At 69.9% G+C, this 12,724-nt stretch carries 13 protein-coding genes; 9 read left to right on the forward strand and 4 right to left on the reverse strand.

Annotated elements, in window-relative coordinates:
- The first annotated feature begins 143 nt into the window (after window positions 1-143).
- From FFS10_RS21185 to hisC, 3 genes are all read left to right on the forward strand, one after another.
- Complete coding sequence (locus tag FFS10_RS21185; RefSeq protein WP_137896583.1) at window positions 144-881, forward strand: NUDIX hydrolase; 738 nt, start codon at window positions 144-146, stop codon at window positions 879-881.
- Between the two features lie 104 nt (window positions 882-985).
- Window positions 986-1,987, forward strand: coding sequence for a CobD/CbiB family protein (locus tag FFS10_RS21190; RefSeq protein WP_137896584.1), 1,002 nt, complete (start codon window positions 986-988; stop codon window positions 1,985-1,987).
- Window positions 1,988-2,037: 50 nt separating this feature from the next.
- On the forward strand, window positions 2,038-3,129 hold the full coding sequence (gene hisC, locus FFS10_RS21195; protein WP_249931380.1) for a histidinol-phosphate transaminase: 1,092 nt from the start codon (window positions 2,038-2,040) through the stop codon (window positions 3,127-3,129).
- A gap of 4 nt (window positions 3,130-3,133) precedes the next feature.
- Here the strand turns inward: hisC and rsgA are convergent, their stop codons facing one another.
- From rsgA to FFS10_RS21210, 3 genes are read right to left on the reverse strand one after another with little or no spacing between them, the layout of a single operon-like run.
- Window positions 3,134-4,096 (reverse strand): ribosome small subunit-dependent GTPase A, encoded by a 963-nt coding sequence (gene rsgA / locus FFS10_RS21200; protein WP_171016187.1) that lies wholly within the window; start codon window positions 4,094-4,096, stop codon window positions 3,134-3,136.
- Window positions 4,089-4,415, reverse strand: coding sequence for a 4a-hydroxytetrahydrobiopterin dehydratase (locus tag FFS10_RS21205; protein ID WP_137896587.1), 327 nt, complete (start codon window positions 4,413-4,415; stop codon window positions 4,089-4,091). Before FFS10_RS21205 ends, rsgA begins: the two co-directional genes overlap by 8 nt.
- 10 nt (window positions 4,416-4,425) lie before the next feature.
- The gene (locus FFS10_RS21210; RefSeq protein ID WP_137896588.1) at window positions 4,426-5,706 is read right to left on the reverse strand and encodes a M48 family metallopeptidase; all 1,281 of its coding nucleotides are present in this window, start codon (window positions 5,704-5,706) and stop codon (window positions 4,426-4,428) included.
- Between the two features lie 47 nt (window positions 5,707-5,753).
- On the opposite strand from FFS10_RS21210, the gene orn reads away from it, so the two are divergent.
- From orn to FFS10_RS21240, 6 genes are all read left to right on the forward strand, one after another.
- Window positions 5,754-6,338, forward strand: a complete 585-nt coding sequence (gene orn / locus FFS10_RS21215; protein ID WP_137896589.1) for an oligoribonuclease — start codon at window positions 5,754-5,756, stop codon at window positions 6,336-6,338.
- Window positions 6,339-6,585: 247 nt separating this feature from the next.
- Window positions 6,586-8,463, forward strand: a complete 1,878-nt coding sequence (locus FFS10_RS21220; RefSeq protein ID WP_137896590.1) for a DEAD/DEAH box helicase — start codon at window positions 6,586-6,588, stop codon at window positions 8,461-8,463.
- Between the two features lie 106 nt (window positions 8,464-8,569).
- Window positions 8,570-9,727: a methyltransferase gene (locus FFS10_RS21225; RefSeq protein ID WP_137896591.1), complete on the forward strand. Its 1,158-nt coding sequence runs from the start codon at window positions 8,570-8,572 to the stop codon at window positions 9,725-9,727.
- Between the two features lie 305 nt (window positions 9,728-10,032).
- Complete coding sequence (locus FFS10_RS21230) at window positions 10,033-10,266, forward strand: hypothetical protein (protein WP_137896592.1); 234 nt, start codon at window positions 10,033-10,035, stop codon at window positions 10,264-10,266.
- Between the two features lie 219 nt (window positions 10,267-10,485).
- A complete protein-coding gene (locus FFS10_RS21235; RefSeq protein WP_137896593.1) occupies window positions 10,486-10,992 on the forward strand; it encodes a FixH family protein in 507 nt (168 codons plus the stop codon).
- Between the two features lie 23 nt (window positions 10,993-11,015).
- Window positions 11,016-12,278, forward strand: coding sequence for a cytochrome-c peroxidase (locus FFS10_RS21240; RefSeq protein WP_137896594.1), 1,263 nt, complete (start codon window positions 11,016-11,018; stop codon window positions 12,276-12,278).
- Between the two features lie 82 nt (window positions 12,279-12,360).
- Here FFS10_RS21240 and FFS10_RS21245 read toward each other — a convergent pair whose 3' ends face one another.
- Window positions 12,361-12,651 (reverse strand): 2Fe-2S iron-sulfur cluster-binding protein, encoded by a 291-nt coding sequence (locus tag FFS10_RS21245; protein WP_137896595.1) that lies wholly within the window; start codon window positions 12,649-12,651, stop codon window positions 12,361-12,363.
- Window positions 12,652-12,724: the final 73 nt, after the last annotated feature.

A 12,724-nucleotide genomic window follows, 5' to 3' on the forward strand; every position in this document is an offset into this window, starting at 1 on the left:
CTGGGAGTGCCAAGGCTGTCATGACCTCAAGCTCTCGAACCGCCCGGTGCGGACCCGCATGCCGGGTGGTGTGGCAGGGGTGCCTCCGATCATGGAGGCCCCCTATGCCGATTGGCCGCCTGCTATGCTGGGATGGTCACGCCATGTCCGTCACGCCCCTGTCCAAGCTGCCCCACTTCGACCCGCGCCTGGTGCCGGTGATCGGCATCGACGCCCACCTGCCGCGCGTGGCGCCCGAACGGCTGGCGCCACAGGCTCTGGTCGAGCGCTTTGCCCGCCCGCCCAGCTGGCAGCCCGAGCTGGTGCTGGAGAAGCTGTTTGCCGACCGCGCGCCGGCGCACGCCGCAGTGCTGGTGCCCCTGGTCATGCACGGCCCGCAGGCCAGCCGGCCCACGGTGCTGCTGACCGAACGCACGGCCCAGCTGTCGACCCACTCGGGCCAGATCGCCTTTCCCGGCGGCAAGGCCGACGAGGCCGACGCCGATGCGGCCGACACGGCGCTGCGCGAGGCCTGGGAGGAGGTCGGCCTGGAGGCGGGCCATGTCCAGGTGATCGGCATGCTTCCGACCTACACCACGGGCACGGCCTTCATCGTCACCCCGGTGGTGGCCCTGGTGCAGCCCGGCTTCGCGCTGCGGCCCAACCCGCACGAGGTGGCCGACGTGTTCGAGGTGCCGCTCGAGTTCCTGATGAACCCGGCCAACCACCACCGCCATGTGTTCGAGTGGGAGGGCTACCGGCGCGAGTGGTTCTCCATGCCGTACTACGAGCCGCGGCCCGCGGCGCCGGGCCAGACGGCCGCGCCGCAGGCCGTCGAGCGCTTCATCTGGGGCGCCACGGCCGCCATGCTGCGCAACTTCTACCGCTTCCTCTCCGCCTGAATGGGTCGGCCCCCGAGGGGCCCAGTCCGGCTTGGGTGGTCCGGCGCCGGCCTGAGCTTCGCATCGGGCGGCGGTGTGTCACCCTCGCTCGTTATGATGCGCCCATGAGTTTCTTCGCCATCCTGTTTGCCCTGCTGCTCGAGCAGGTGAGGCCGCTGGGACGACACAATCCGGTGCATGCCGCACTGCGCGGCTGGGCGCGCTGGATCAGTCGCAATTTCGATGCCGGCAAGGCCCACCACGGCTGGCTGGCCTGGAGCCTGGCGGCGGGCGTGCCGGCGCTGGTGGCGCTGCTGGTGGACTGGTTTCTGGCCGCGACGCTGGGCTGGCCGTTTGCCGTGCTCTGGCATGTGGCGCTGCTCTACGTCACGCTGGGATTCCGCCAGTTCAGCCACCATTTCACCGAAATTCGCGACGCGCTGGAGGCGGGCGACGAGGCCCTGGCGCGCGAGCTGCTGGCGCAGTGGCAGCAGGTCGACGCCAGCGAGCTGCCGCGCAGCGAGATCGTGCGCCACGTGATCGAGTACTCGGTGCTGGCCGCGCACCGCCATGTGTTCGGCGTGCTGGCCTGCTATTCGCTGCTGGCGGTGCTGGGTCTGGGACCGGCGGGCGCGGTGTTCTACCGCATGAGCGAGTTCGTCGCTCGCTACTGGCACTACAAGGGCCGCGTGGTCGGTCAGCCGGTGAGCGCCGCGCTGCAGGGCGTGGCAGCCCGCGCCTGGGGCCTGATCGACTGGCTGCCCGCGCGCATCACGGCCCTGGGCTTTGCCGTGGTCGGCAGCTTCGAGGAGGCGCTGGACAGCTGGCGCAACCAGGCGCAGCGCTTTCCCAACGACAACGACGGCGTGATCCTGGCCGCGACCTCGGGCGCGATCAACGTGCGCCTGGGCGGCGAGGCGCTCAAGGCGGTGGCGCCCAGCCAGGCCGAGCCGGAGCCCGAACTGGCCGGTGGCGACGGCACGCCCTCAGAAGCCGACAGCGAAAGCACGCCGGGGCGCGAGCCCGAGGCTGCGCACCTGGCCCAGGTGGTGGGCCTGGTCTGGCGCACCGTGGTGATGTGGATGCTGCTGCTCGCGCTGCTGACGCTGGCGCGCCTGCTGGGCTGAGTCGTTTCCCCGGGGTCGGCGTGCGGTCGACCCTCATGCAAGGAATTTCCGTGAGTTCATCGCCTTCGTTCTGGAGCCCCATCGTGGGCCAGCTCGTGCCCTATGTGCCCGGCGAGCAGCCGCGCGTGCCCGACCTGGTCAAGCTCAACACCAACGAGAACCCTTACCCGCCCTCGCCGCGCGTGATCGCGGCGATCCAGGACGCGGCGCGCCAGGGCTTGCAGCTCTACCCCGATCCCGAGTCGGTGGCGCTGCGCGAGGCCATCGCGGCCCAGCATGGCCTGGACGTCGGCCAGGTGTTCGTCGGCAACGGCTCGGACGAGGTGCTGGCCCACGCCTTCTTCGCCTTCTTCCAGCAGCGCCAGCCGCTGCTGGTGCCGGACATCACCTACAGCTTCTACCAGGTCTACTGCGGCCTGTACGGCATTGCGGCCGAACTGCAGCCGCTCGACGAGCAGCTGCGCATAGCCGTGGCGGCGCTGGCCCGCCGCGCGGCCCAGGGCTGCGCCGGCCTGGTGCTGGCAAACCCGAACGCGCCGACCGGCATCGGGCTGACGCTGGACCAGATCGAGCAGCTGCTGCGGGCCTGTCCGGACCGCGTGGTGCTGGTCGACGAGGCCTACATCGATTTCGGCGGCGAGAGCGCCCTGGGCCTGATCGCACGCCATCCCAACCTGCTGGTGGTGCAAACCCTGTCCAAGTCGCGCTCGCTGGCCGGCCTGCGCGTGGGCTTCGCCTGCGGCCAGCGGCCGCTGATCGACGCGCTGGAGCGGGTCAAGAACAGCTTCAACTCCTACCCGCTGGACCGCCTGGCCCAGGCCGGCGCGCGCGCCGCGATCGAGGACCAGGCCTACTTCGAGCAGACCCGCCAGGCCGTGATGCACAGCCGCGAGGGCCTGGTGCTGCAGCTGGAGGACCTGGGCTTCGAGGTGCTGCCCTCGCAGGCCAACTTCCTGTTCGCGCGCCATCCGGCGCAGGACGCCGCGGCGCTGGCGGCGGCCTTGCGCGCGCGTGCGGTGCTGGTGCGCCACTTCAAGACGCCGCGTATCGCCCAGTACCTGCGCATCAGCGTGGGCACGCCGGCCCAGTGCGACGCGCTGGTGCAGGCGCTCACCGACATCCTCGGCGCGGCCAGGCGCTAGCGGCTCAATAACGCGGCTGGCTCAGCTCGTCGTAGAGATCGCAGTAGATCTTGTAGCGCTGGGCGCTGATCGTGTCCGGCGCGCCCGCCTGGCCCTCGGTCTCCACCGCCGCGATCACGCCGCAGCCCGGCTCGTGGCGGTGCGTGCAGTTGTAGAAGCGGCAGTGCTCAACATGGGGCTTGAGGTCCGGCATGTAGGCCACCAGCTGCGCCGGGGCTATGTGGTGCAGGCCGAACTCCTGGAAACCGGGTGAGTCGATCAGCGCCGTGCCGCTGGGCCGCTCCACCCAGTACCAGGTGGTGCTGGTGGTGGTGTGCCGGCCCGAGTTCAGCGCCTGCGAGATCTCGCCGGTTTCCGCCGTCGCGCCCGGCACCAGCAGGTTGATCAGCGTGCTCTTGCCCGAACCCGAGGGGCCCAGCACCAGCGTGGTCTTGCCGCGCAGGTGCTTGAGCAGGTGCTCGCGGTCGACCTCGCCGGACAGGCGCAGCGACAGCGGCAGCACGCCGTAGTGCATCTGGCGGTAGGGCTGCAGGCGCGCCCAGGCGCGCTCGAAGGGCTCGACCAGGTCGCTCTTGTTCAGCGCGATCAGCGGCGGGATGTGCTCGGCCTCGGCCGCGATCAGCGCGCGTGAGAGCTGGCTGGCCGAGAACTCGGGCTCGGCCGCGATCAGGATCAGCACCTGGTCCAGGTTGGCGGCGAAGGACTTGGTGCGGATCTCGTCCTGGCGGTACAGCAGGTTGCGCCGCTCCAGCACCTTCTCTATCGTGCCCTCGTCGCCCGTGGGCTGCCACTGCACGCGGTCGCCGACCACGGCCTGGCTCTTCTTGCCGCGCGGGTGGCAGATCAGGCGCCGGCCGTCCTCGGTCTCGACCAGGCAATGCCGGCCGTAGCTGGCGACCACCAGGCCGCTCGGTTGGGAGGTGGGGCGTTGCGGCAAGGGGTGGTCCTTTCCCGGACGTTCAGGCATGCAGCGCGTCGACCAGGGCCGCGCAGGCGAAGTCGAGCGCGGTCACGCCCTTGGCGTCGCGCGTGGCGAAGCGCACCACGCAGCGGCTGTAATGGACCGAGAGGACGGGATGGTGGTCCTGGCGGTGCGCGATGAAGGCCACGGCGTTGACGAAGGCCATGGTCTCGTGGAAGTTGGCGAAGCGCCAGGTCTTCTCGATCGCGACCGCGTCGCCGTCGCCGCTCAGGCTCCAGCCTTGCAGTCGTGACAGCGCCGTCACGATCTCGGTGGCGCCCAGCGCGCGGCGCGCGGGCACAGGGGGGAGGGCGTCGTCGCTCATGCGTGGTTCCTCAGGCGATGGCCAGCCGCGCCAGGCGCTCGGCGGCCGGCGGGTGGGAATAGTAGAAGCGCACGTACAGCGGGTCGGGCGTGAGTGTGGACGCGTTGTCCGCGTAGAGCTTGAGCAGGGCCGCAGACAGGTCCTGCCCATTGGTCTGCGCGACCGCATAGGCGTCGGCTTCGAACTCGTGGCGGCGCGACAGCTGGGCGAACAGCGGGGTGACGAAGAACGAGAACACCGGCACCACCAGCACGAACAGCAGCAGAGCCAGGGCGTCGTTGGGGACGCTGTTCATGTTGGGCAGGACTCCTAGGCCCGTGTAGAACCAGCTGCGCGTGGACAGCCAGCCCAGCAGCGCGAAACCGGCCAGGCTCAGTGCGAACATGGCCGCGATGCGCTTGACGATGTGGCGGCGCTTGAAGTGGCCCAGCTCGTGCGCCAGCACGGCCTCGACCTCGCCGGGCGCCAGCTGGCGCAGCAGGGTGTCGTAGAACACCACGCGCCGGGACCGGCCGAAACCGGTGAAATAGGCGTTGGCATGGGCGCTGCGGCGGCTGCCGTCCATCACGAACAGGCCCTTGGCCGCGAAGCCGCAGCGCGCCATCAGCGCGGTGACGCGCGCCTTCAGCGACTCGTCCTCCAGCGGCTGGAACTTGTTGAACAGCGGTGCGATGAAGCTGGGGTAGACCAGCAGCAGCAGCAGGTTGAAGCCCATCCACACGCCCCAGGTCCACAGCCACCACAGCGGGCCGGCCGCGCCCATCAGCCACAGCACCAGCGCCGCCAGCGGCAGGCCGATCAGGGCGCCGACCGCGGCCGACTTGAGCAGGTCGCTCAGCCACAGCTGCCAGGTCATCTTGTTGAAGCCGAAGCGCTGCTCGACCACGAAGGTCTGGTAGAGCGACAGCGGCAGCTCGATCAGGCCGTTGATCAGCGCAAAGGCGGCCAGCAGGGCCAGCTGCTGGGCCATGCCGCCCAGCGGGCCCAGCGCGGCCAGCAGCGCCTGGTTCAGCGCGTGCAGCCCGCCCAGCAGCGTCCAGCCCAGCAGCACCACGGCGCCCAGCGCCAGCTCCAGCAGGCCCAGGCGCGCCTTGGCGATGGTGTAGTCGGCGGCCTTCTGGTGCGCGGCCAGCGGGATGCGGCTGGCGAAGGCCGCCGGCACGGCCGCGCGGTGGCGCGCCACGTGGCGGACCTGGCGCGTGGCCAGCCAGAACTTCAGGACCAGGCTGGTCAGCAGCGCCACGGCGAAGACCAGCGTCAGCAGCGGGGAAGGAGGGAAGTGCTCGGGCATGGACGCCGAGTTTAAGCCGCCCGCGGCCATGGGCGACAATCCGGGCCATGAGCGAAGCCCTTGAGACCCCCGCACCGACCCTTGCCAAATCGGACCAGAACCTGGTCTGGATCGACTGTGAAATGACCGGCCTGGACCCCGAGACCGAGCGCCTGCTCGAGATCGCCGTGGTCGTGACCGGCCCCAGTCTCGAGCCGCGCATCGAGGGCCCGGTGCTGGTGATCCACCAGAGCGACGCCCAGCTCGACAGGATGGACGCCTGGAACAAGGGCACGCATGGCCGCAGCGGCCTGATCGACAAAGTGAAGGCCTCGACCCTGAGCGAGGCCGACGCCGAGGCGCAGATCCTGGCCTTCCTGGCCCAGTACGTGTCCAAGGGGGCGACGCCGATGTGCGGCAACACCATCGGCCAGGACCGGCGCTTCCTGGTCAAGTACATGCCGAAACTGGAAGCCTTCTTCCACTACCGCAACCTCGACGTCAGCACGCTCAAGGAGCTGGCCCGGCGCTGGCGGCCCGAGGTCTACAGCGCCTTCAAGAAGCAGCAGAAGCACACGGCCCTGGCCGACGTGCAGGAGTCGATCGACGAACTCGTGCACTACCGCGAACATTTCCTGAAGCTGGTACCCTGAAGCTTCCAGGGGAAAACCCGCGCATTTTTCCAATCCGTGCGATAATCGTCGGCTGCGCTACCCAAGGTGGCGCCTTTGTGCATCTCCCTTCACACACCTGACTCGCCGAAAAGAGTCACTCAAACCAGAGCGGCCGCCCCTCACGGGCCTGCGCCGCAGCGACTTGAGCCCCGTTTGATGGTTGATGTTTTTTAACCATTGACGGCGCCCCCGCAGCCCCTGCGGTGCCCCGTGCGAGAAAACCGACATGACCGACACTTTTGACGTGCAGGGCGACTTTGCGCCTGCCGAATCCTTTGCCGCCGACACCGCCGCTCCCCAGGCGGCCCAATCCACCGAGACCGCCGAGGCTGCCGAGCCCAATGGCTTCGAGCGCCTGGGCCTGGCGCCCGAGCTGATCCGCGCCGTGGCCGACCTCGGCTACACCGAGCCCACCCAGGTGCAGCAACAGGCCATCCCGCTGGCCCTGCCGGCCGAGCAGGGCGGCGACGAGCCGCACCGCTTCGTCGATCTCATGGTCTCCAGCCAGACCGGCAGCGGCAAGACCGCGGCCTTCCTGCTGCCCGTGCTGCACACCCTGATCCGCCAGCAGGCCGAGGAAGAGGCCAGGGAGCGCGCCGAGCAGGAACGCCTGGCCGCCGAGGCCGCTGCCAAGGGCGAGGCGCCGCCCAAGCGCGCCAAGCGCAAGGACCCGACCAACCCGCGCAACTTCAAGGCCGCCACCCCGGGCGCCCTGATCCTGTGCCCCACGCGCGAGCTGGCCCAGCAGGTTGCGCATGACGCGATCGAGCTGGTCAAGCACTGCCGCGGCCTGCGCATCGCCAACGTGGTGGGCGGCATGCCCTACCAGCTGCAGATCGCCAAGCTGCAGAACGCCAACCTGGTGGTCGCCACGCCGGGCCGCCTGCTGGACCTGCAGCGCTCCATGCAGATCAAGCTGGACCAGGTGCGCTTCCTCGTCGTCGACGAGGCCGACCGCATGCTGGACCTGGGCTTCTCGGACGACCTGGCCGAGATCAACCAGCTGACCAGCCAGCGCCAGCAGACCATGATGTTCAGCGCGACGTTTGCGCCGCGCATCCAGCAACTGGCCATGCGCGTCATGCACGACAACGGCGCCTCGGTCAAGAAGCTGCAGATCGACTCGCCGCAGGAAAAGCACGCCAACATCCAGCAGGTGCTGTTCTGGGCCGACAACGCCCAGCACAAGCGCAAGCTGCTCGACCACTGGCTGCGCGACAGCAAGATCGACCAGGCCATCGTGTTCGCCAGCACCCAGATCGAGTGCGACGGCCTGGCGGGCGACCTGCAGCAGGACGGCTTCTCCGCCGTGGCCCTGCACGGCGCGCTGAGCCAGGGCCTGCGCAACCGCCGCCTGATGGCGCTGCGCCAAGGCCAGGTGCAGATCCTGGTCGCCACCGACGTGGCTGCGCGCGGCATCGACGTGCCCAGCATCACCCATGTGTTCAACTTCGGCCTGCCCATGAAGGCCGAGGACTACACGCACCGCATCGGGCGTACCGGCCGCGCCGGCCGCGACGGCCTGGCCGTGACCTTCGCCGAGTTCCGCGACCGCCGCCGCATCGGCGACATCGAGGCCTACAGCCAGCAGCGCTTCAGGGCCGAGGTGATCCCGGGCCTGGAGCCGCAGCAGCGCTTCCCCGAGCCGCGTGCCGGCCGCGGCGGCGAGCGCGGCGGGCAGGGCCGCAAGTTCGGCGGTGGCGGTGAGCGCGGTGGCTTCGGCGACCGCTTCGCCCGCGGCCCGCGCCAGGTCGGCGCCGACGGCTACCGCAACGAGGGCGGCTTCGCGCCGCGCGAAGAGCGTGGCTTCGGGCCGCGCGGCCAGGAGCCCCGTCAGTCCGACCGCTTCCAGGAGCGTCGCGGCGGTTTCAACGAAGGCTTCGGCGGCGGCCGCCAGGAAGGTTTCGGTGGCCGCCAGGAGGGCTTCGGCGAGCGCAAGCAAGGCTTCGCCCCGCGCGGCGACTTCACGCCCCGTGGCGACCACGCCCCGCGTGGCGAGTTCGCCCCGCGCAAGCCTGGCCACGGCGGCAAGCCCTACACCCCGCGCGGCGAGGCGCCCCGGCGTCCGCAAGGCGCCAAGGTGCTGAAGATCACCCGGGGTTGAGAATGGCCCCCACGCTCGGCACTGGCGTGTCCTCGCTGCCCCCCGAGGGGGCCCAGGCCGGCTTGGGAGCGGCCCGGCGCCGGCCTGAGACTTGTTTCCTCGGGATGTGAGTACCCAAACTGAGCTCAGCTGGACCGAAGCGGGCCAGGCCCGCTCGGCGCGCTGGCGCTCGGAAAGCGGCGCCTCCGCGCCGCGCCGCGTACAGCTGGCCGACGACCAGCTGAGCGCCGACGCCGCCTACCGCCTGGCCTGCGAAGGCACGGCCCTGTTGTGGCGCGGTGACTTCCAGAACGCGCGCCAGCTGCTGCAGGCCTTGGCGCGCCGCGCCGAACGCAAGCCGCGCAAGGCCGCCAAACCTCCTGCATCGCCCGCGTCGCCGACCGAAGCCTTCCACTTGCACCGCCAGGCCCAGGCGCAGCGTGCCCGCGTGCTGGCCATGCTGCTGATCCCGCTGGACGGCGACTACGCCATTCCGCTGCGCCGTGCGCCCGACCTGCGCGCCGCCTGCGGCGAGGCCTGGGGCCCGCCCGACGGCGCGCCCAGCGTGGCCTCGCTGCGCGAGCTGCTGGGCCTGGTCGGCGCGCACGAATGGCGCAAGAAGGGCGTGGAAATCCCCGCGCTCGGCCAGCCACCCAACAACCGCATCCACCCGCACTACGGCGTGTTCTCGCCGGTGCGCGGCGAATACGTGCAGTTGGTCGCCGACCAGCCGCTGCCCGCAGGCTGCGAACGGGCTTTCGACATCGGCACCGGCACCGGCGTGCTGGCCGCGGTGCTGGCGCGGCGCGGCGTTGCCAAGGTGGTGGCCACGGACCAGGACCCGCGCGCCCTGGCCTGCGCAGCCGAGAACCTCAAGCGGCTGGGCTGCTCGGCCAGGGTCGAACTGCTGCAGACCGACCTGTTTCCGCCCGACCGCGCGCCGCTGGTGGTCTGCAACCCGCCTTGGCTGCCTGCCCGGCCCAGCTCGCCGATAGAGCACGCCGTCTACGACGAGGGCAGCCGCATGCTGCGCGGCTTCCTGGACGGCCTGGCCGAGCATTTGGCCGAGGGCGGCGAGGGCTGGCTGATCCTGTCCGACCTGGCCGAACACCTGGGCCTGAGAACCCGCGAGCAACTGCTGGCCATGATCGAGGCCGCCGGCCTCCAGGTGCTGGGCCGGCGCGACGTGCGGCCCACGCACCGCAAGGCCAGCGACCCGGGCGATCCGCTGCATGCGGCAAGGGCGGCGGAGCGGACTTCGCTCTGGCGGCTGGGCGTGCGCTGAGCATCCAGGGTCGTCTCAAACTGAAAGAAGCTGCAAGAGACTGAAAGATGCGCCCCAAAAGGCCTTGCGCATGGCCTTTCTGATCCGCAGCGCGCTCCCTGGAAGTCGCGTTAACAGGCCTTAACCGCGTGACACAAAAGAGCACAAGCCTGACCGCTTGGCTGGCTAGAGTAGGTACTGTCTTATGGCGCGGCCGCTCGGCCGCCAGGCATCCGGCAGGCGGAAAGCGCCGGCGCCGCAGAGGTTTGCCATCCCAGCGCGCTACGCATCGTGCCGGATATTCCATCCACCAGCAGGATCAGCGTATGAAAGACAAACACAGACTCATCGTCATTGCCGCGGCCTCCATCCTGTCGGCATGCGCCGGTTCCGTACGTTACGAGTACGAGAAAGAAGGCGCCTCCGAATACGACCGCACGACTGCACTGTCCGAGTGTCGCTATCAAATCCAGCTGAACAAGGCCCCCGATAAGCAGGAGGCCGAGCTGATGAAACTCTGCATGCAGGGCAAGGGCTACCGGGTCAAGCCGGTGAAATGAGCGGGCATGGGCACCTGTAGCAACTGGTGCCGCACCAGGTCCACGTGACCCAGCAGGGCGTCCCGGGCGACGCCACCTCCACGCCTTGCGCAGCCGCCGCCGGGGACGGCGGTTCGGCCTGCCCCGGTGCCTTGACCTTCCTATCGCCGCAAGCTTCAAAGTCATGGCGAAGCGCTTATCCCGCTTCCACTTTCTCTCCCCCATTCGAGCGAGTACGCCATGCCCTACGAGTCCGACAGCGATACCCAAGCCGATTCACACTGCCAACCCTCCGCCCAGCTGGCCCGAAGGCGCCTGTTGCGGGCCACCAGCGCCATGCTGCTGGCTGGCCTGGGGGCAGGTGCCGTGCAGCCCCTGCGTGCTGACGCGAGGCCCGCCGGACTCGACATGGCGACCCAGCGCCTGTCCGAGCGCGGCCTGTACCGCGTGTCCTACAAGCCCGACGCCGCGCCCCTGCCCATCAATCGTCTGCACAGCTGGATCCTGCATGTCGAAACGGCCGATGCCCGCCCGGTGGTCGACGCCCAGGTGCAGGTGGACGGAGACATGCCGGAGCACCGCCATGGCCTGCCCACCCGACCGCGCGTCACGCGCTACCTGGGCAATGGCGACTACCTGGTCGAGGGCCTGAGATTCCAGATGGGCGGCTGGTGGGTTATGGCGTTCACCGTGACCGAGAACGGCCGCAGTGACGTCGCGAAGTTCAACCTGATGCTCCAGAAATAGTGTCTCTCTCCCAAGGCCCTGCCATGAAACCCAAGAAACTGGCGCTGATCGGCGCGCTCCTCGCAGGCGGCCTGACCGCGGTGCTGATCTTTGCGCCGCGCGCGGTCTGGAGCCCGGAAGAACTGTCGGCGTTGCGCAGCCTCTGGATCGGTCACCTGGAGCCGCCGCCTGCCGACCCGTCCAACCGAGTCGCCGACGACGAGCGCGCGGCCGAGTTCGGCCAGAGGCTATTCTTCGACAAGCGACTCAGCGCCAACGGCCAGGTGTCCTGCGCGAGCTGCCATCAGCCCGACAAGCAGTTCCAGGACGGGATCGCGCTGGCCAAAGGCGTGGGCACGACTGACCGGCGCACGATGTCCATCGTCGGCAGCGCGCACAGCGCCTGGCAGTTCTGGGACGGTCGCAAGGACAGCCAGTGGTCCCAGGCCCTGGGCCCGCTGGAGAGCTCCGTGGAGCATGGGGGTGACCGCACGCAGTACGCGCACCTCGTGGCGCAACATTACCGTGCCGAGTACGAGGCCCTGTTCGGTGCCATGCCCGACTTCAAGAGGCTGCCCGAGCACGCGGGACCGGTCAAGGACCCGGCGGCGCGCGCAGCATGGGAGCGCATGGGTGCGCAACAGCGCGATGCCGTCACGCGGGTGTTCGCCAACCTCGGCAAGGCGATCGCCGCGTACGAACGCCGGCTCATGCCCGGTGCCTCGCGCTTCGACAAATACGTCGAGGCGGTTGGCCGGGGGGACCGCGAGGCCATGGACGCGGCGCTGACACCGAACGAAGTGGCCGGTCTGCGACTCTTCATCGGCAAGGGCAATTGCCTGCAGTGCCACAACAGCCCACTCCTGAGCAACAACGATTTCCACAACACCGGGGTTCCGCCCGGCAAGGGACTGCCGGCGGACGCCGGGCGGCTCTCGGGGCTACAGCAGTTGCTCAAGGACGAGTTCAACTGCCTGGGACGGCACAGCGATGCCAAACCGGAGCAATGCGGCGAGCTGCAGTTCCTTGCGACCGACAGCCGAAGGCAGATGCGGCAGTTCAAGGTGCCGTCGCTGCGCAATGTCGGCGAGCGGGCCCCGTACATGCATGCCGGCCAGTTCGCCACGCTGGCGGAAACCGTGGCGCACTACAACCAGGCGCCCGCCGCGCCGCAGGGGCACAGCGAGCTCAAGCCGCTGGGCATGAGCCGCACGGAAGCTGCCCAGATCGTCGAGTTCCTGAAGACCCTGAGCGGTCCCATCCAAGCCGATCGCAAATGGCTGGAGCCGCCGGCGCCGCCGCAATGAGGGGCGCGCGTTCAGGGGCAGCCAGGTCGGTGCCGCCACATGGGCCACAGGGTCCACAGGGGCCGGGCAGGGCAGGAGCGCCTCAGGCGCCCGGTCCTTGCAGCACCAGGTCGCAGATCGGGAAGGCCACGCAGGGCAGCACGCAGCCCTCCGCCTTTTCCTCGGCCGAGAGGCCGGGCCAGGGAATCTCGTAGCGCACGCGGCCCTGGGCCAGCCGGCCTATGCAGCTGCGGCAGGTGCCGTTGCGGCAAGAGCTGGGCCAGGGCAGGCCGGCCTGCTCCAGCGACAGCAGCAGCGGCCGGTCGGCCCGGGCCTCGAAATCGACGCCCAGCGGCTCGAGCCGGCCCGCAAAGCGGGCTGGGTCGGGCGTCATGGGCGAGCCGGCGCCGCGGCCTGCAGCGCCTGGCCGGGCACCCAGAACTGGCCGCCGCCCAGGTGGTGCAGGG

This window comes from Ramlibacter sp. 2FC (assembly GCF_005503345.1).
GTDB lineage: Bacteria > Pseudomonadota > Gammaproteobacteria > Burkholderiales > Burkholderiaceae_C > SCMQ01.